This window comes from Enterobacter cloacae complex sp. SHL021 (genome assembly GCF_049237765.1).
In the GTDB taxonomy this organism is placed as follows: Bacteria; Pseudomonadota; Gammaproteobacteria; order Enterobacterales; family Enterobacteriaceae; genus Enterobacter; species Enterobacter cloacae.
The window spans coordinates 1-17,184 of the sequence record NZ_JBMKJG010000034.1 but is presented as its reverse complement, the minus strand read 5'-3'; the positions used below and the strand labels follow the sequence as shown (position 1 = coordinate 17,184).

Below are 17,184 nucleotides of genomic sequence, written 5' to 3'. Positions count from 1 at the left end.
CACCCGGCGAGAAGCACGTTTCCAGCCCTCAATAATCCTCCATACAATCCACTCGCCGCATATCCGCTTTATTCAATCCCACCCCCCAGCGACTGCCACAGGGTGATGCGGTTTTCCAGGTCGGTTTGCTGCAGCGATATCAGTGATTCCTGCGCCGACCACAGCGACCGCTGCGCGGTCAGTACCGTCAGATAATCCCCGGCACCTGCCTGATAGCTGCGGGTCGCCACATCCAGCGTTTTTTGCTCGGCCGCAACGTATTCACGCTGGGCATCAAGCTGCTCGCTGAGCGTTTCACGGCGTGCCAGCGCATCGGCCATGTCTTTAAACGCGCTCTGGATGGTTTTCTCGTAGGTGGCGATCAATCCCTTCTTCTCCGCTTCCGCGTAGCGCAGCTGGGCCAGATTGTTACCGCCGCTGAACAGCGGCAGGGTGATGGACGGTGCGAATGACCACACCTTCATCCCGTGGCTGAAGAGGGACGAAAGCGAATCGCTGCCGACGCCCGCACTGGCGGTCAGTGAAATGGTGGGGAAGAAGTTGGCGCGCGCGGCACCGATATTGGCGTTGGCGCTCAGCAGGTTGTGTTCCGCCTCCTTAATATCCGGGCGACGCAGCAGCGCGCTGGAACTGACACCCGCCGGGATCAGCGTGATGGCGTTATCGCTCAGGCTCTCCAGCGTACCCGGCAGCAGAGTGTCCGGCACCGTGTCACCCGCCAGCAGATTAAGGGCGTTTTTGTCCTGCATTACCTGCGTTTGATAGCTCGCCACGCTGGCTCGCGCCTGCTGGTAAACCGCCATCGCCTCGCTAACGTCCGTTGCTGCCGCCACGCCGACCTGCTGCTGACGCTTCACTATCCTGAGCGAGCTGGCGGCGCTCTCCATCGTCGATTTCGCCAGCGCCAGGTTGCTGTTATCGGCCGCCAGGGTCACCCAGGCGGTGGTCAGTTCGCTGACCATCGTCAGGCGCGTGTTCTGCGCGGTAAATTCACTGGCAAGCCAGGTTTCACGTGCTGCGCGCGACAGGCTCTGGTTGCGGCCAAACAGATCCAGCTCGAAGCTGGAGACCGTGCCGTTGGCCTCATCGCTGGTCGCGACACCGCTTGCCAGCGTGCGGCTGCGGGTGTGGCTCAGCTCCGCGTCCACCGTCGGGAACAGGGACGATCGCGTTTCGCCGTACTGGGCGCGCGCGGCGTCAATATCGGCAATCGCTTTTTGCAGGTCGCGGTTGCTGTTGAGCGCCATCGTCACTACGCCTTTCAGGCGCGCATCGTTCATCACCTGTTGCCACTGACTCACCACGGCGGTGGCTTCGCCGTGCGCACCCGGCAACGTCGCCGGGACGGGCGCAGCCGGGCGCTGATACGTGGGATCTAAAGAGACGCAGCCCGCGCTCATCAGCGCTAACACGAAAACAGATAAACGAAACATTATGACCTCCGGTTGCTGTGTTTACCGGAGAACAGACGTTTCACCAGTACAAAGAATAACGGAACGAAGAAGATCGCCAGCAGCGTGGCGGCCAGCGTCCCACCAATAATGCCGGTACCGATCGCCACCCGGCTGTTGGCTCCTGCTCCAGTGGCAATCGCCAGCGGCGTCACGCCTGCAATAAACGCCAGCGAGGTCATGATGATGGGGCGCAGACGCGTCTGGGCAGCACGCAGCGCCGCACGTGTCAGGGAGTAGCCTTCGGCGACTTTCGCCTCGGCAAATTCAACAATCAGAATGGCGTTCTTCGACGACAGGCCGATGGTGGTCAGCAGTGCCACCTGGAAGTAGACGTCATTGTTCAGGCCGCGCAGGGAGGCGGCAATCGCCGCGCCCAGCACCCCAAGCGGGATCACCAGGATGACGGAAATCGGTACCGACCAGCTCTCATACAGCGCCGCCAGACACAGGAACACCACCAGGATCGAGAGGGCATATAGGCTCATGGCCTGGCCGCTCGCCAGTTTTTCCTGTAAGGACAACCCGCTCCACGCCCAGGTGCTGCCGGACGGCAAATTATTCGCCAGCTGCTCCATTTTGCTCATCGCCGTACCGGAACTGGCGCCACTGGCGTTCTCGCCCTGAATTTCATACGCCGCCGAGCCGTTGTAGCGCACCAGACTTTCCGGGCCATACTCCCAGCGGGTGGTGGCAAAGGCGGAGAACGGGGTCATGGTGCTGTCGCTACCGCGTACATACCATTTGTTGAGATCGGACGGCACGGCGCGATAGTCGCTGTCGCCCTGGATATAGACCTTCTTCACGCGGCCGCGATCGATAAAATCATTCACGTAGGTGCCGCCCCATGCGCTGGAGAGGGTGTCGGTGACGTCGCTCAGGGAGAGCCCCAGCGACACGGCTTTATTGTTGTCGATATCCACCTGAAGCTGCGGCATCTGCGGCAGATCGTTGGCGCGAACCGCGTGCAGGGAGGCATCCTGATTCGCCTCGCCAATCAGCTGGTTACGCAGCTTGAGCAGTGTGTCGCGGTCGGTGCCGCCGCTCGCCATCAGCTCAAAGGTAAAGCCATTGCTCTGGCCCAGGCCGTCCACCGCCGGTGGCGTCATGGCAAAGATGGTCGCATCGCGGATGGTGCTCAGCTCCTGCGTGGCGCGCAGGGCAATGGCCTGAGCGGTGTTTTCATCCCCCTTACGTTCGGACCAGTTTTTCAGGGAGACAAACGCCATCCCGGCGTTCTGGCCGCTGCCGCTAAAGCTGAAGCCCTCAATGGTGAAGATAACGTTGGTGTTGGCTTTCTCTTTGGTGAGGAACCACTCGCGCACCTGGCGGCTGACTTCGGCGGTGCGTGTCGATGTTGCGCCGGCTGGCAGGGTGTACTGCACCATGATTTCGCCCTGGTCTTCCGTCGGCAGGAAGCTGCCCGGCAGTTTCAGCATCGCGAACCCCATCGCGCCGCAGAGCAGGGCGTAGATGACCAGCATGCCGCCGGAACGGCGCAGGGCGCGCAGCACCTTGTTCTGGTAACCCTGCTCGGTCTTGCTGTAGAAGCGGTTAAACGCGCCGAAAAAGCCCTTCTTATGTGGGGCGGTGTGGCTCAGAATCGAGCCGCACAGCGCAGGCGTCAGGGTTAATGCCACCACCACGGAAAGGAGCATCGCCGAGATAATGGTGACCGAGAACTGACGGTAAATCACCCCGGTGGAGCCGCCAAAGAAGGCCATCGGCAGGAACACCGCAGAGAGCACCAGCGCAATCGCTACCAGCGCACCGGAAATTTCGCCCATCGATTTTTCCGTGGCTTCCCGGGCGGGCAGCCCTTCGTCACGCATAATACGTTCGACGTTTTCCACCACCACGATGGCATCATCCACCAGCAGCCCTATCGCCAGCACCATCGCAAACAGGGTCAGGGTGTTGATGGAGTAGCCGAACAGCGCCAGTACGCCAAAGGTGCCCAGCAGAACCACCGGAACGGCCAGCGCCGGGATCAGCGTGGCGCGGATGTTTTGCAGGAACAGGTACATCACCACGACCACGAGGATAATGGCTTCGAACAGAGTCTGAATGACATCCTCAACGGAGATTTTGATGAACTCGGTGCTGTCTTTCGGGTAGGCCACGTCGTAGCCTTCCGGCATCGACTTTTTGAACTCGGCGATTTTCTCTTTCACCGCCGTGGCGGTATTGAGCGCGTTAGCGCCCGGTGAAAGCATCACCGCCATCCCCGCGGCCGGGTGGCCGTTCAGCTTCGCGGTGGAGGTGTAATCTTCGCTGCCCATCTCCACGCGTGCAACGTCGCTGATGTGTACCACCGCGCCGTTAGACTGGCTCTTGACGATGATATTTTTGAACTGATCCACCGTCTGCAGACGCGACTGGGCGCGCACGGTGGCGGTCAGCTGCTGGGCGTTCGACGAGGGCAGCGCGCCGATTTTACCGGCGGAAACCTGCACGTTCTGCGCTTCAATCGCGCTCTGTACATCTGAAGGCATCAGCGAGTAGGACGCCAGCTTCGCCGGGTCGAGCCAGATACGCATCGCATATTCCGCGCCAAACACCTGCAGACTCCCGACGCCATCTACGCGCGCCAGCGGATCCTGCATATTACTGACCAGCCAGTCGGCGATATCCGAGCTGCTGGCGGTGTCGGTTTTGTCGTACACCCCCATGATCAGCAGGAAGTTGCTCTGCGATTTCTCGACGGTGATCCCGGACTGCTGTACTTCAGTCGGCAGGCGTGATTCCGCCTGCTGGACTTTGTTCTGCACCTGGACCTGCGCGGTGTCCGGGTCGGTCCCCTGTTCAAAGGTGACGGTAATGCTCACCGAACCGTCCGAACTGCTGGTGGAGGTGAAGTAGAGCAGGTTATCCAGCCCGGTGAGCTGCTGCTCGATCACCTGCGTCACGCTGTTTTCCAGCGTCTGCGCGGAGGCACCGGTGTAGGTGGCCGAGATCTTGATCGACGGCGGGGCGACGTCCGGGTACTGCGCAACCGGCAGCGTGCGGATCGCCAGTATCCCGGCGAGCATGATGAGGATGGCGATCACCCAGGCAAAGACCGGGCGACGCACGAAGAAACGGGAAAACATCAGGCATTTCCTCCGCTGGATTTCATCTCTTCGGCCTTCACCTGTTGGCCGGCGGTGACTTTGTCAGTGCCTTCCACAATCAGCCTGTCGCCCGCCTTCAGACCGCTCAGCACCAGCCATTTATCGCCGTAGGTGTCACCCGTTTCCAGCTGGCGTTGCTCCACCTTGTTGCTGGCGTTCACCACCAGCGCAGTGGCTTTGCCTTTGGCATCACGGGTAATGCCCTGCTGAGGGGCCAGGATCGCGTCATTCATGATGCCCTCGTCCACGCTGGCGCGGACAAACATTCCCGGCAAAAGCTGATGCTGTGGGTTCGGGAAGACGGCGCGCAGGGTGACCGAGCCGGTCGATTCATCCACCGCCACTTCGGTCAGCGCCAGACGACCCTTTTCGCTGTAGGTGCTGCCGTCTTCTAGCTGCAACGTGACGCTGAGCGTATCGCTGTTCGAGGCGAGGGTTTGTTTGCGTAATCGCAGCAGATCGGCACTCGAACGCGTTAAATCGACATACATGGTGTCCAGCCCGCGAATGGTGGCCAGCGCGGTGTCCTGCTGAGCGGTCACCAGCGCGCCGGGCGTGACGGAGGAGATGCCGATGCGTCCGGCAATCGGCGCGGTGACGGTAGTCCAGTTGAGATTAATGCGCGCGCTCTCCTGCGCGGCTTTCTTTGACTCGACGCTGGCCTTGTCCTGCGCGCAGGTGGATTTCGCGTCTTCTGCGTCCTGGCGCGACACGCCGTCGTCTTTCACCAGCTGCGCATAGCGCCGGGCTTTCTGGCAGTCGGCCTGTACCAGCGCTTGCGCCTGTTTCAGCGCCGCGGCGGCTTCATCAAACGCGGCGCGGTAGCTGGAGGGATCGATCTGATACAGCGCTTGTCCGGCTTTCACGGTATCGCCTTCGGTGAACAGCCGCTTCTGAATAATGCCGCCCACCTGTGGGCGAACTTCGGCGCTCATTGCGGCGGTGGTACGCCCGGTCAGTTCACTGACGACGGACACCGGCTGGCTCATGAGTGTGACAATCCCCACTTCCGGAAGAGGACGTTGGGGAGCAGATGTTTGCGCATTATCACACCCTGTCAGGAGGAGTAATGCGGCGATGGAGGTTGTTATCTTTTTCATCATCTTTTTCCAGGGTGAACGATGCCCGCCCTGTTAATGGCTTAACAAGGAGGAGGGCGTTTTAAAGGCACAGCGATACCGTATCTCTGGCAGAACCAGAAATGGTAAACCGGGAAATTACCTGTTCCCGTTAATTATTCACATGCGATTACTTCGCAGTGAAAAGCATATTTAAAATATTCTGATAAATCGGCTCTAATTGTTCTGACGGCACGTTTAAAGGCGTAAGCCGACGGTAAATTGTGCCTTCGATCATCACGGCGGTAATCTCCACGCAGCAGCGAATATGTTCATCACTTAAATGAGGAAACTGCTTTTTCAGGTGCGCACAGGCGTTGCTAAACATGCGGGCCTCGGCTGCGGTTAACATGGCGGCCACCTGCGGATTACGCGTCGCCTCGGCGGACATTTCGAGCATCAGCGCATCGTCGTCTTCGTTAATCGTCTGACGCCAGGCGAGCGCCTGCGGCATGCCTTCCACCACCGTTTTGTCCTGCATTCCCTCGATACGGGAATCGATAATACGGCGGATCATCTCTTCAATAATCGCGTCTTTGTTACTGAAATAACGGTAAATTTGCCCGACGCTGAGTTTCGCCTCGCTGGCGATTTGCGACATACTGGCCGCATGAAATCCACTGGCGCGAAAGCAGCGGCGCGCGGCGGTGATGATCTCGTCCTGACGTTGTTTCTGCCGTTCTTCCAGTTTTGTGCTCATCGTCGATTACCGGGTAAAAGTGAGAATGATCGTTCTCATTATACGTTTTGGGTGCGTATTGGAAAGGCTTTTTTTATTTACATATTGAATGAATATTTCAGGATTTAAAAAATGGAGGAAATAAGGAGTTTTTATGAAGGTTAACCTGTGAGATATTCAGATTGCGTGGAAAATAAGGAGAAAAATATGCACCTGAGCATAACAGAAAAAGTCACACCCGCAGAAAAAGAAGAGTTATTTGTGGGATTAAGAGCTTACAACGCCCAGTTTTTAGATATGACGAACTTTAGTGGTGATATTGGCGTTTACATGCGAGACGAAAAGGGCGTCATGCTGGGTGGATTAATCGGCGTGCGAAAAGGTGAATGGCTGAATATTGATTATCTCTGGGTGAGCGATACCGTACGGGGAACCGGCGTGGGCAGCCAGCTTATCAAAACGGCGGAAGAAGAAGCCAGACGTAAAGGGTGTACACATGCCCTGGTCGACACGGTCAGCTTCCAGGCGCGTCCGTTTTATGAAAAACAGGGGTACCAGCTGCAGATGTCTTTGCAGGATTACCCGTACCCAGGCATGCAGCGTCATTATCTGACGAAAGCGCTTTAGGCCCGGCAAGCATCGAGATTCATCGCCCGGTGGCGCTACGCTTACCGGGCCTACACATCCTCCGTCAGGTAGGCCGGGTAAGCTCAGCGTCACCCGGCAATAGACCGCATATAACCTATCCTTCTTATTGATTCCTTTTCGGTTTTTATTTCACCGCCTCGTTGCCGATATAGTCACTGAAACGTTCATCAAAAGGATAGGTCTTGTGAAACTTCGATTGGGTGCTCTGGTTCTCGCGGGTCTGCTGCTGGCAGGATGCGATCAAAGTGGCAGCGATGCCAAACACATTAAAGTCGGCGTAATCAACGGCGCGGAGCAGGATGTGGCTGAAGTCGCCAAAAAAGTGGCAAAAGAGAAATACGGTCTGGATGTGGAGCTGGTCGGGTTTAGCGGTTCGCTGCTGCCCAACGATGCCACCAACCAGGGAGAACTGGATGCTAACGTCTTCCAGCATCGTCCGTTCCTTGCAGAAGATAACAAGGCGCATAACTACAAACTGGTTGCCGTAGCGAATACCTTCGTCTTCCCGATGGCCGGTTATTCCCGCAAAATCAAATCCGTGTCTGACCTGAAAGACGGGGCGACCATTGCCATCCCTAATGACCCCACCAACCTCGGTCGCGCGCTGCTCCTGCTGCAAAAAGAGAAGCTGATTACCCTGAAACCGGACGTGGGCCTGCTGCCAACTGCGCTGGATATCACCGCTAACCCGAAAAAACTGAACATTATGGAGCTGGAAGGGGCGCAACTGCCGCGCGTGCTGGATGACCCGAAAGTGGATGTTGCCATTATCAGCACCACCTATATCCAGCAAACCGGGCTTTCCCCGGTGCATGACAGCGTCTTTATTGAAGATAAAAACTCGCCGTACGTGAACATCGTGGTGACGCGCGAAGACAATAAAGACGCAGAGAACGTAAAGGAATTTATCCAGTCCTATCAGTCACCGGAGGTGGCGAAGGCGGCGGAGACCATTTTTAACGGCGGAGCGGTGCCGGGCTGGTAATGCCCGCGGGATTTACACCGTCACGCTGGCATCTATCCGGCTTTCCGGCCAGAGGAAACCCTGGCCAAACCGTGCTCCTGAGACGCAGGCTCGCTGTAAGTCCTGCGCGGTTTCAATGCCTTCGACGACAACAGCCCGGGCAATCTTCTCTCTGACGAAGTGAACCAGTGCGTCAAAGCGGGCGGGAGAGCTCAGCTCTGAGCGGTCCAGCTTGATGCCATCTACCGGCAGAGCAAGACGCGCATAGTCGTCTGCCAGTTCCTGAGTCAGATCATCCAGCCAGATTTTCCAGCCCGCCGCCTTAAGCTGAAGCAGGGCGTGATGGATGCCGCGTTGCTCTGCGGCACTCATGCGGGTCACGGTTAACGGATCCTGAATTTCTATCGTTAAGCGCTGCTGGTGACGTAGCGCAAGCAACAGGTCGATGGCTTTAGCATCAAGCAGCTGGTCTGCCGGGAGATTAAGCCAGTACTGACCTTTGTCCGGCATCTGCAGCAGCGTATTGGCCTGCCAGAAAAAAATTTGCAGCGCGCTGCGGGTGGGCAGTGAAGCGAAGAGTGCGTCAAGATTCACGTTGTGGATCTCCACCAGAACCTCATGCGCCACCGCCTGGCCGGAATGCAAATCGACTAAAGGCTGAAACCGCAATCCGGTGATGGCATGCAGCAGGGGAGAGGGAAGCACGGTGTACATGACAAGACCTGCAGAAAAAAAGGTTCCCGCGGACACGGGAACAAAGGCAAACGACACACGGTCGGGAAGTTAATTCAGGATCCAGCGAATGCTCTGATAGAACGAGGGGCCCCGCACGGCCTTCAGCTTATTCATGGCATTGTTTTTGTAGAAATAAACCAGCCTGACGTTGCAGCCGAGCTGACGGGCAATTTGCTTGGTTTTCAGGTTACATGAGTAGCCCCGCAGCACGCTCGCTTCCTCGTTGGAGAGCCTTGCAGGGCGCTGCCGCGTCGTAATGCTCACGTTGTAATGGTTTAACGCTTTTGGCGTCTGGCTCATCAGGATTTGCCACATCGCCTTGATATCCCCCAGCGACACGCGCTTATTGATGACCCCATCCACATGCTTAAATTTCAGAAAACCGACGGATAACGAATAGATATAGATCCTCGCCGCTGGCTGTTTTTCTTTAATGCGCAGAATATCTTCATTGGGCGTAATCATAAAACTGCCGATATTCAGTGGATCATAAATGACGATGTCCCAGGTTCGTTCGCTGAGGAGAAAATCTTCAATATTGCTGAACCCATGGAAAATAACATCCCGATGCGCGTCAGGTTCACGGTTGCCAAGATATTGCAGGCCAATCATTGTGAACTCACAACTATCAATAACGGCCACATGTATTGTTTCTTTCATGGTCATTCTCCTTTAGTTGGGCACCCGGTCCGTGTAAGAGAAACAGTAATTTGAATCGTGCGGTCACCCATGCCTTTGTCGCGAGACATGGCATAAAATGTATGCCAGGAGAATGTATTGCGTAAAGCCAATCCCTTTTATTATCGAAAGATAAAATTCAAAAAATATTTTAAGGTGAGATCTAATATTTTTAATCTTCTTATAATATTAGAGATAGATTTTTATCCTGAGAAATGGCGTTTGTTAAGGTTTGATATGGATAACACGCTCTTTTTATGGGGTTTTTAGGCGGGGTTTTAGCACGTTTTGGGTGTTGGTTCGCCACTTGTGTTGCTTCGCCAGGAATTTTAGCCACCCGGGCGTTAAAATCCTGGTGGGAATAAGTTGTGAGCATGGGCTTATTACACTACTATCAGTCTCCTTTTATCGTGTTAATAATGAAATAATATGATTTTTTCTGAATTCACTCTCAGGATTATTGTGTTTTATCGGGTCAATATTCTGCAGGAGATGATAAGCGATGCGCTGCGTAAATTACTGCCTGAATATTCGCTGCAAATATCAATAGTGGAATCAACAGAACAGCTCTTTGATGCCATTAGCGACGGTCAGGTCGATATTGTTATGGCCGAGTTCAGTTATCTGTTTAACCATAAATCGTGGAGCGTACAGACCAGTAACCGGCTCAATATGTTATGTCATACGCACCACGTTAAGCGTGTACTTTTTGTGCCTGAATTACAGTACGGATTATTAAAAAGGGTGCTGGAGATGAAATACGAGCTGACCCTTTCCCTGCAGGACGAGCCCGGCGAGCTGAAAAGAGAATTACAGGCGCTGCTCAGAGCAGAAGAGGCCAGGCCGCGTGTCTCATCGTATCTGAAGGGAATGATGCGCGCCGGCGCGCGCTCGCGTTCGGTGCTTTCCGCCCGGGAGTGGGAGGTGCTGCATCTTCTGGTGGAAGGCTACACCGTGACCGAAATTGCCCAGCTGCGAAGCCGCTCGGCCAGTACCATCGCCACCCAAAAGCACAATGCGATGAAAAAACTCAACCTCACCAACCACAGCGAACTCATCAAATACCTGCAGATGGCGGGCCGGATCGGGAGTTAAGCGTCGATTCGCCGGAACGACAGCGTCCCGGCAGATGCGCATCAGGGGTAGATAATATTCAGCGTCGCCGTCGTATTGAGTTTGCCCTGACTGACTTTCGCCGGTGCCCAGACATAATAGGACGCCGCCATGGGCAGGGTGAACGTCTTGCTCAGTGCCCCGCCCGCCGCCACGTTGAACAGCAGCGTGGCATTTCCGCGGCTGGTGGTAGAGGTCGAGAAGATGACCGGCTGTTGCGGGTTATTCCGCTGAATCAGCCGCAGCCCCACGCCCTGTGCGGCACCGCTGCTGGTGTCGACCAGTACGGAACTGTCGGTCGACAGCAGCTGCGTGCTGGAGAGGAACATCTCAATCGCCCGGTCAGACGTCCCGTTTGTCCCCAGATTCTGACAGCTCATATTGAGCGTAAAGGGCGTCAGCCCTGGCTGGGCAGAGGCGCTCAACTGTGGGATACCCAGCGTAGGTAAATGAACCGTCAGCCCCGCGTTGTCGAAAGAGCAGGTAGTCAGCTTCGGCGCATATTTGATGGTCATCGGCTGGCCAAACATATCCCGGTTATCGTATGGCCACTTAAAGCCGTTAAACAGCCACTGCACGATTTTCACCAGCTGATTGATCGGCCAGGTAATGATCTCCCAGAACGACATGCCGCTCATATCGCTGACGAACAAGACATCGCTCATGGTCGCCGTGTCCCCCGAGAGGGTCGTACCACTCTGATCAACCAGCGTAAAGCGCACGGTAAACGGCGTATTCAGTTCTGAAGCCGTATGGTTACCGCTCGCGCTCAGCGTCTTGTTGGGATGCGTGCTGGTGATCTCCGCCCGCACCCTGTATTTGTCATTGCTGAAGCCCAGAATGGTGGCGTACTTACTGTCGGTCGAGAGGATCGGCGTGTAAGAAAACTCGCTGTTGCCGGTTGAGCAGTTAAACGAGCCGCTGTACTGGGTGCTGAAGCTCCCGGTCCAGGTCGGCGTGGCGGGCGTCAGCTTATCCGACAGATCGACGCTGATCGGCGGGCCATAGGAAATACTGCCCCCGGAACAGGTGGCATAGCTTGCCCCGCTGACGCAGGCGAGAAACAGAAAGGTCAGTAACCGTATCATGTTGATGTTCCGTTAGTAATGGCAAACAGAGGACGGGCTTTCCAGTCCCCACGCCGGTGCGGCGATAGTGCAATTTCCGCCACGCAAATGAACGCTAAGCTCACGTGGTGGTTGTTCCGCGCGAATGTAGAGCACGCTGGCCTGGCCGACATAACCCACCGACTCGCCGCGCTCGTTCAGCACTTCGGTACCAAACGGCAACGGTGCCCCGTCCGGGCGGGTGGCGCGCAGCATCCAGGACTGGCGCTGGTCGGTATCGAAGCGGATATAGTTCACCGCGCCATCGTAAGGGGCGACGTTAGCGATGTTGCCCAGCACTTCTGCCCCGCGGCTGTTCGCCGTTTCGGACAGGGTGATGGCATTTTTACGGTACGGCGTGGCGTAAGGGACTAGCGCCACGCCATCACGGTTGGTCACGATACTTTCGTCGCCGTTAACCATCAGCCCTTCCGCCTGCGGCGCATCGACAATGGTCATGGTGGAGCCGGTTTCGTTGGAGGCAAGCAGATGCCACGGCACGGCCACCAGGCTGCCGCGCCCGTTCAGCCCCATCTGGCGGTAGTCGGAGGATTCACTGTAGGAGCCACCAAGCGTCGCGAAGTTTGCCCGGTATGCGGTGTTCACGCTGGCGGTGTTGTTCCCGCCCCGCGCATTGCTGCCGGAGAGCGTATAGCTCAGGCGGTTCGACGCCAGCGCGTTGCCGCTCATGCTGATATTGCTCTGTTCATAATGCGAGTCGCTGGCCGTCAGGCTGGAGGTGACCCACGCGTTGTTATCAAACAGCGAGAAGGGCAGGCTGAGGGAGAGGTAAAAACGCGTCTCTTCTTCACGCTCGCTGTTGCGCACCCGGCTGGCGGAGACGGTATAGCTTGCCCGGCCGATGGCGTTGGAGTAGCCGGCCTGATATTCGCGCGAGGTTTGGCGGGAATTCCAGTAGTCGCGCTGTGTACCAGAGACAAACACCGTGCCCCAGTTGTCGGGCAGACGCTGGTTCAGGTTAAGCGTGAAGGTGTTTTTAGGCTGTGCGGCGCGCAGGGCATCCCAGGTGCTCATCGTCATCTCCGGGGCGACCCCGAAGCGATCTTCATACTCGTCATACTGTGCTTTCAGGCGTTGATACCCTTCCCGGGAGTAAAGCGCGTCGCTAAAGCTGTAATACCCTTTCGTGGAGTAGCGGTAGGCCGCCAGCGTGAAGTTGGTGGCTGTGGTATCGATAAATTTACTGTACGACACGCGAAAGCTTTGGCCGCTGTCGGTTCTGTCCTGCAGCGTGGTTTTGGCGTGGGTGACATCCACGGATACCGCGCCAAAGGGCAAATTCCAGCCGGTGCCGATAAGCCCCGCCTGATAATTATCGCTCACGATCGTGCCCGTATAGCCGGTCATCAGGTTATTAAAGCCATAGCGCAGCGTGGCCTGCAGGAACGCCGGGTCCGCCTCAAGGGTGTTTTGATGAACCTTTCCCGCCACCACGCTGTACTCGCTCACACCCTCTTTGAGCATGCCGGGCACGGCAGAGAAAGGCACCGTGAATGATTGCTGGGAACCGTCTGCTTCGCGCACGATCACCAGCAGGTCGCCCGCTGAACCGGTCGGCTGAATGCTGTCGAGGGTGAACTGGCCCGGCGGAACGTTCTCCTGATAGATGACGTTACCGTTCTGCATTACCTTCACCAGGGCGTTAGTGCGCGCCACGCCGTGTACCACCGGTGAAAAGCCCTGCTGCGAGTTAGGGCGCATTTTCATATCGGACGCCAGCGACACGCCGCGCACACGAAGGGAATCAAACAGATCGCCGGGAATATAAAAGTCGCCCAGCGTCAGGTTGGATTTCAGCGCTGCCAGCGGGCGGCGAAGGTAGCGGGTGTTATTCTGCCAGCTGCTGTCACCGCTGGCGGATTTGCGCCAGGTACTGCTGTCGCGAAACTGCCAGCCGAGCAGGTTGGCCCCGGAATCCAGCCCGGCGTAAAAATCATCGTTGGTCTCTTTGGCGGAGCCTTTTGTTCGCGTGTTGTACCAGGTGGTGTTCCAGGAGAGCATCAGCGCCGGGATCCCTTCGTCCCAGAACTGAGGGGCAACATAGCCCTCTTCGGTACGTAAGACGGCCGCCTGTGGCACGGTGAGTGCCAGACTCAGCGTGCTGGTGTCCGTTTTTACCTCGCCGCCCTGAACCAGATCGTGCAGCTGCACCTGGCCGTCAGTAATGGCGGGGGCCGGAATCGCTTTGGTGTTGATCCCCAGCATAAGCGCGTCTTTCCAGGCAAGGCGAACGTCATCCTGTTGCTCGCCGTAGGTCACCGTATAGCGCCCCTTCCAGTCTCCGTTGACGTAAATATCCATCTCCTGGGGACCGGCTGGCATGGCGTTGTTTTCGTAAAAGCGTGACAGATCGGACTCACCGGATGCGCCAGCAAGCAGGGAGGTATCAAACGTTACCGCACCTGATTTATGCGAAAGCAGAAGCGAGCAGACAGCCAGCATGCAGAGCCTGTTTTGTTTCATTTTCATGGTGAGTCTTTCCGATCACTGGCTGGTGAGCGTGCGGGTTTTATACGCACCCAAATCATCCACATACATCAGCTGGTAGGTTTGGCCGCGTTTCACCGCGTTTTTTGTTGCGACGGTGAGTTGACCAAATGGCGCGACCATCGGTGATTCCTGCAGTAATTTGGTTTTGCCCTGGGAAATATTGGCAACCGTAATATGGAAAGGGCTGTCATTAACGATGCGGAACTGTTTACCGCTGGCAATCAGCGTCAGTTTCCCCGTTGCGTTATCCAGCGTGCCGGTTAACGAGGCCGGGCGATAAAACATTTTGATGCGTGATTTAATCGCCAGCTGAACGGTATTCTGGTTTTGTATATTTTCCGGCTTTGGCGGAATGTCGAGCACGTTCAGGAAAAAGACCGATTCGCGATCGCCCGGTAAATTCGCTGGCAACTTTTTTATCCGCAATTGCTGACCATTATGTTCGCTGACCTTCACCACCGGTGGCGATAACAGAAAAGGAACGTTTGCCGTTTCCGGGGTGGAGTTAATATCGCCGTCATCAATCCAGGATTGCACCAGCGCAGGGGCATCACCCGTATTGATTAACTGAACAATGACCTCTTTGTTATTCTCAGGATAAAGAACACGCGTGCCATTAATCACAATATTGGCCCATGCGTTGCCCGCGCTGAGCAGCAGAGATGCCAGCATAATAATCTTACGCATATTGGTAACCTTAAATACAGGCTTCGCCGGGACGAAGCCTGATTAACTGAAATTACAGGTAGGAAATGGTGTAGGTCACGTTAGAGCTCAACGCACCGACCGTTGCAGCAGCGGCGTTGGTTTTATAGTAATAAACGTCCAGCGTCAGCGTTTCTGAATCTGGCGCCGCTGAGGTACCCATAATGCTGGTGGTGTAAGCCTGGTTCAGCGTAACCGGTGTAGATTTACCTGGTTCAACTAAGGCGAAACCGACATTACGCGCCACGCTGGCGTCGTTTTCATTAACGCTGTTATTCAGCAGGTATTTGCCGTCGGTAGAAATATTATCGGCGCTGGAGAAATACACTTTCAGCGGCGTACCGGTCGTACCTGCTGCTGGCGTACAGCCAGAGAAGGTTAACGAAATGGATTTTTTATTTTTTGTAATCAGGCCAACCGTTGTTCCGGCATCCTTAACCGAAATGGGGGAGAGGGCGACGGTCATATCCGCGCTTTTCCCGCCATTAATCGTACAGGAGGTATCGGTAATAGCACCGGTAAAGTTAATTACGCCACCCGCTGAGTTATCTGCGGCAATGGCGTGAGTAGAAGCAATGGCTGCGCCAAGCACAGATACGGTCATGATCGTTTTGAACATGATAAACTCCATAATATTTTGTTTTATCTAAGAAAGAATGTTTCCCGGCTGCGCAACACACTGTGACAGGCTTACGCGCATCGCGACCTGAGTACGAGCCTTGACGATATTATGTTGCATCAAAAAGATACATAACAAAACATTATTCCGTTAAGATCAAAATAATGAGATTATAATCTTGCTATAACGTTCTTTTAAGGATCATAACCTAAATGCCTTCATTCGAAGGTCTTAATTAATGAATTAATAATTGTTAATTTATGAAGTTTTCTATGCGGCGTGCTCAAATAATATTTGATGACTTGACCACACCCTCTTTAGACCTATTATTGCGAGGGAAATACAGTCGTTTATAACAGTGGTGTAACAATCATATGAAGTATCTTATTGATCTCGCAATGCTTTATGAAGTGGACTCCGGTGTGATCATGATAAATGGAGAAGAGGAATCTTCCATTAAGTTATCAAATCAGGCGGCACGTTTGTTATATGAACTCATCATTAATAATGGTAAAACCCTCGACAGGGACGACCTGATTAAGAAAGTCTGGGAAGACCGGGGTTTTTCCGGCTCCTCGGTCAGTCTTAATGTTGCCATAAGTGAAATTAGAAAAGCTTTTCGGAGTTTAGGACGTGACCCGCTACTGATTAAGACCATTCGTGGAAAAGGTTTTAGTCTGGCCGCGCATATTGAACATCACACCGTCAGGCCGCCCGTGGCCGCTCCGGAAAAAATGGTGGCGGAAACCGTCGATATTGTGACGCAGCAGCGAGACCCGCCTGAAGGTTTGCGTCGTCGGGACAGCGGCTTTACCACCCTGTTCGTGATGGCGCTGGTGGCAATAATGGGTATTGCCGCGCTGCTGTTCTACCAAAATATGCGCGTCGCCGATCGTCCGAAGGAGTCCGATATCTATCGGCTGGGCAAAATTGACCGCTGTACGGTTTATCTTATCGATAAGAACATGTATCAGCCGCTGCAGGTCTATCTTAACCGCGCTAAAGAGGCGATCGCCCGTCAACATATCGACTGCGAACATCAGGCTGCTGATGCCTATTATTCAAAATTTAAAAAGTCACAGCTGGAAAATGATTTTTTGGCCGTCTGTTATCTGCAGGATGGCGCCGATAGCTATAAAAATTGCATCTCTTACAGAAGCCTGACAGGGAGTTAAGATCATGTCGAAGAGACAGATGGGTATATTATTGGGCGTGGTACTGCTGCTTTCCGTTATCGTCATTGCCGTGCTTTACCCGAAAAGAACTCAGGAAGTGGGATTTGGCTGTCAGTCTGATACGGTTTCCAGGAAAAACTATTCCACGGGAGAGTCGACCGCCCTGTCGTTAACCACGCTGTTTCTTTTTAATGGCAGCGATATTGTCACGGTGATCCATAAAGGGGTATTCACCCGCGGCGACAAACGTTATTTGATTGACCGAAACTATGTCCTTAACGTTGAGAAAGTTGCTGGCAGTGATATTTACTATATTAAAGGAAAAAAACTGCAGAAATCTGATGATGACATTGCCCCGGATGGAATTGTCAATGAGCTGCTAATGGACAGTATCGACTTCTTTTATGTTACCCGGGTTAAAGGTCATGCCTGGCTAATTAAAGGGCTGGTATTACCAATAATGATGTGCGTGGCGGTAATGACTCCAACTTATTGATAGTGTTTTATGTTCAGATAATGCCCGATGACTTTGTCATGCAGCTCCACCGATTTTGAGAACGACAGCGACT

Annotated in this window: 16 protein-coding genes; 5 read left to right on the top strand and 11 right to left on the bottom strand. The window is 54.9% G+C overall.

Annotated elements, in window-relative coordinates; all coding sequences use genetic code 11:
• Window positions 1-68 precede the first annotated feature (68 nt).
• The 4 genes from ACOTZF_RS23665 to ACOTZF_RS23650 all read right to left on the bottom strand — a co-directional run bounded on the left by ACOTZF_RS23665 (window position 69) and on the right by ACOTZF_RS23650 (window position 6,382).
• Window positions 69-1,433: an efflux transporter outer membrane subunit gene (locus tag ACOTZF_RS23665; protein ID WP_421636206.1), complete on the bottom strand. Its 1,365-nt coding sequence runs from the start codon at window positions 1,431-1,433 to the stop codon at window positions 69-71.
• Window positions 1,433-4,543, bottom strand: coding sequence for an efflux RND transporter permease subunit (locus tag ACOTZF_RS23660; RefSeq protein ID WP_129253062.1), 3,111 nt, complete (start codon window positions 4,541-4,543; stop codon window positions 1,433-1,435). Before ACOTZF_RS23660 ends, ACOTZF_RS23665 begins: the two co-directional genes overlap by 1 nt.
• The gene (locus ACOTZF_RS23655) at window positions 4,543-5,664 is read right to left on the bottom strand and encodes an efflux RND transporter periplasmic adaptor subunit (RefSeq protein ID WP_038982450.1); all 1,122 of its coding nucleotides are present in this window, start codon (window positions 5,662-5,664) and stop codon (window positions 4,543-4,545) included. The genes ACOTZF_RS23660 and ACOTZF_RS23655 overlap by 1 nt, the downstream gene beginning before the upstream one ends.
• A 148-nt stretch (window positions 5,665-5,812) precedes the next feature.
• Window positions 5,813-6,382, bottom strand: coding sequence for a TetR/AcrR family transcriptional regulator (locus tag ACOTZF_RS23650; RefSeq protein ID WP_013094828.1), 570 nt, complete (start codon window positions 6,380-6,382; stop codon window positions 5,813-5,815).
• A 186-nt stretch (window positions 6,383-6,568) separates the two neighbouring features.
• Here ACOTZF_RS23650 and ACOTZF_RS23645 point away from each other — a divergent pair, with 186 nt between their 5' ends.
• Together ACOTZF_RS23645 and nlpA are read left to right on the top strand one after the other, a co-directional pair.
• A complete protein-coding gene (locus ACOTZF_RS23645; RefSeq protein ID WP_020686446.1) occupies window positions 6,569-6,988 on the top strand; it encodes a GNAT family N-acetyltransferase in 420 nt (139 codons plus the stop codon).
• 205 nt (window positions 6,989-7,193) lie between these two features.
• Window positions 7,194-7,994, top strand: coding sequence for a lipoprotein NlpA (gene nlpA / locus ACOTZF_RS23640; protein WP_029881865.1), 801 nt, complete (start codon window positions 7,194-7,196; stop codon window positions 7,992-7,994).
• Between the two features lie 12 nt (window positions 7,995-8,006).
• Here the strand turns inward: nlpA and ACOTZF_RS23635 are convergent, their stop codons facing one another.
• Together ACOTZF_RS23635 and ACOTZF_RS23630 are read right to left on the bottom strand one after the other, a co-directional pair.
• On the bottom strand, window positions 8,007-8,687 hold the full coding sequence (locus ACOTZF_RS23635; RefSeq protein ID WP_058650563.1) for an EAL domain-containing protein: 681 nt from the start codon (window positions 8,685-8,687) through the stop codon (window positions 8,007-8,009).
• 69 nt (window positions 8,688-8,756) lie between these two features.
• Window positions 8,757-9,368, bottom strand: a complete 612-nt coding sequence (locus ACOTZF_RS23630; RefSeq protein WP_013094832.1) for a helix-turn-helix transcriptional regulator — start codon at window positions 9,366-9,368, stop codon at window positions 8,757-8,759.
• Between the two features lie 447 nt (window positions 9,369-9,815).
• Between ACOTZF_RS23630 and ACOTZF_RS23625 the strand changes: the two genes are divergently transcribed.
• The gene (locus tag ACOTZF_RS23625; RefSeq protein WP_020686451.1) at window positions 9,816-10,481 is read left to right on the top strand and encodes a LuxR C-terminal-related transcriptional regulator; all 666 of its coding nucleotides are present in this window, start codon (window positions 9,816-9,818) and stop codon (window positions 10,479-10,481) included.
• 41 nt (window positions 10,482-10,522) lie between these two features.
• On the opposite strand, the gene ACOTZF_RS23620 is transcribed toward ACOTZF_RS23625, so the two are convergent.
• The 4 genes from ACOTZF_RS23620 to ACOTZF_RS23605 are packed head-to-tail and all read right to left on the bottom strand — an operon-like array spanning window position 10,523 to window position 15,440.
• Window positions 10,523-11,587, bottom strand: a complete 1,065-nt coding sequence (locus ACOTZF_RS23620; protein ID WP_013094835.1) for a fimbrial protein — start codon at window positions 11,585-11,587, stop codon at window positions 10,523-10,525.
• A 12-nt stretch (window positions 11,588-11,599) separates the two neighbouring features.
• Window positions 11,600-14,095, bottom strand: coding sequence for a fimbria/pilus outer membrane usher protein (locus ACOTZF_RS23615; RefSeq protein ID WP_129253064.1), 2,496 nt, complete (start codon window positions 14,093-14,095; stop codon window positions 11,600-11,602).
• Between the two features lie 15 nt (window positions 14,096-14,110).
• Window positions 14,111-14,803, bottom strand: a complete 693-nt coding sequence (locus ACOTZF_RS23610; protein WP_058681580.1) for a fimbrial biogenesis chaperone — start codon at window positions 14,801-14,803, stop codon at window positions 14,111-14,113.
• Window positions 14,804-14,855: 52 nt separating this feature from the next.
• Window positions 14,856-15,440 (bottom strand): fimbrial protein, encoded by a 585-nt coding sequence (locus tag ACOTZF_RS23605; RefSeq protein WP_129317655.1) that lies wholly within the window; start codon window positions 15,438-15,440, stop codon window positions 14,856-14,858.
• 374 nt (window positions 15,441-15,814) lie between these two features.
• Between ACOTZF_RS23605 and ACOTZF_RS23600 the strand changes: the two genes are divergently transcribed.
• Together ACOTZF_RS23600 and ACOTZF_RS23595 are read left to right on the top strand one after the other, a co-directional pair.
• Entirely contained in the window at window positions 15,815-16,615 is an 801-nt protein-coding gene (locus tag ACOTZF_RS23600; RefSeq protein ID WP_023620608.1) for a winged helix-turn-helix domain-containing protein, read from the top strand.
• 4 nt (window positions 16,616-16,619) lie between these two features.
• On the top strand, window positions 16,620-17,111 hold the full coding sequence (locus tag ACOTZF_RS23595) for a hypothetical protein (protein ID WP_421636205.1): 492 nt from the start codon (window positions 16,620-16,622) through the stop codon (window positions 17,109-17,111).
• Here ACOTZF_RS23595 and ACOTZF_RS23590 read toward each other — a convergent pair.
• A partial coding sequence (locus tag ACOTZF_RS23590) for an IS1 family transposase (RefSeq protein ID WP_001401901.1) occupies window positions 17,105-17,184 on the bottom strand: 80 nt, incomplete at its 5' end. The genes ACOTZF_RS23595 and ACOTZF_RS23590 overlap by 7 nt on opposite strands.